The following is a 1,377-nucleotide window of genomic DNA, read 5'->3' on the forward strand; positions in this document are numbered from 1 at the left end:
TAGGCTACCTTTCAGAAATGACCTTCAACCCAATGAACCGAGAGCGCCCAGTTATAATGGAGCTAAAAAAAACAGCGGTTTAACCGCTGTTTTGAATAGACTTATATATCACGATAACGCTGCTTAATCGTTTTCTCGTGTTTACTGTCTGTTTGATTTGAAGTTTTAACAAAAGCCTCAAGGACATACACCTTCTCATCCTTGATAACATAAACCACTCGGTAGGCTGGTTTACCGTTTTTGCAAATTTCAATCACACCTTTGCCTAAACCTTGCATTGACTTCGTTTTCATCATGGGCTGCAACCCATACTGCAAACGAACCAAATCTGCCACGAACTTCTCACGCTGTTCCGCTGGGAAGTTCTCTAGTTTTTTCTCGGTGTCGCCTTTATAAATCAGTTCCTTTTCTTGCATTGTAATAATCCTCATATAGAAGTTGGTTGGTTGTATACCTAATTAATTTTTTCATTTTTTAGTCCTGTTTTTTTTGCTAGTAGTCCTAGCTATTTTCACCGATTGGTGACTGTTTTTTTTAGTGCTTTTCTGCACCACCCCGCATAATAAATGAGAAAGTTCAACAATACCACTCTTAATTTATATAAGTACTTGTATATAATGAGGTGTTCTGATTTATTGATATGGAATTACGCGACTCCATAACGAAGAACGGCTCCCAATTGGAAGCCGAACCTATAGCATTTAATCGTATACAACGATCGTAGGGTTACTCATTTGTAGATTTCATATACTAGGATTTACAAATCTTAATCAGCCCAGTTATAGCATTAACGAATGCTGTCATTGGTATAATCCAAGATGCAATTTCAGATAGCTCAAGTATGCTCATTTTCATTCTCCTGATGTAAAGTCTTCCTGCAAGGTTCTAAGGGCGCTGTTTGCCGCTTAGATCCACTCAGAATCTATTTACAGAATGTTTTTTCCCATCCCTTAAAAAATCCAAAAAAGCTGAGCACACCAAATATGACGTCTGGCACCTAAAATCCGGTGTTCATTATTCCTATTATGTTAAACGGGCGAGTTTGCTATCAGAAACAGCCCTCAGACTCCCTCAAACGCTCTTAGCTAAGATTTCAGACACTTGATCAAGGAAATATGCTTCCATAGTGCCTTGTAAGTTTGTGACGCTTTCTGGGCGATTTACAGGATATGAAAAGCAAGTTTGATTTCACCCTTAAAACACAACCAACGCGCCATTTCTTACAAACTCATTCCGCGATCACCTATCTCACGGTCAAGACCTATTGATTGTTCTTGTTGTAACGCTTTTCCAACTGCAGGAGATGCGCGCTCAAGCTCTCGACTTGCCTGCTCAAGTTGCTGACTTGCTGACGGAGTTCGTTGTTCTCTTTCGAGG

2 protein-coding genes are annotated in these 1,377 nt (G+C 39.7%); both read right to left on the reverse strand.

Annotated elements, in window-relative coordinates; all coding sequences use genetic code 11:
- Nucleotides 1–101: 101 nt before the first annotated feature.
- Complete coding sequence (locus AB6D07_RS22900) at nucleotides 102–416, reverse strand: type II toxin-antitoxin system RelE/ParE family toxin (RefSeq protein WP_371715325.1); 315 nt, start codon at nucleotides 414–416, stop codon at nucleotides 102–104.
- Between the two features lie 845 nt (nucleotides 417–1,261).
- Nucleotides 1,262–1,336: a hypothetical protein gene (locus AB6D07_RS22905; protein WP_372111908.1), complete on the reverse strand. Its 75-nt coding sequence runs from the start codon at nucleotides 1,334–1,336 to the stop codon at nucleotides 1,262–1,264.
- Nucleotides 1,337–1,377 lie beyond the last annotated feature (41 nt).

Source organism: Vibrio sp. 10N.239.312.C11 (genome assembly GCF_041466065.1).
In the GTDB taxonomy this organism is placed as follows: domain Bacteria; phylum Pseudomonadota; class Gammaproteobacteria; order Enterobacterales; family Vibrionaceae; genus Vibrio; species Vibrio tasmaniensis_A.

Excerpts from the sequence above, each read along its gene's own strand:
- AB6D07_RS22900 (WP_371715325.1), bottom strand. The coding sequence starts at position 416 with ATGCAAGAAAAGGAACTGATTTATAAAGGCGACACCGAGAAAAAACTA.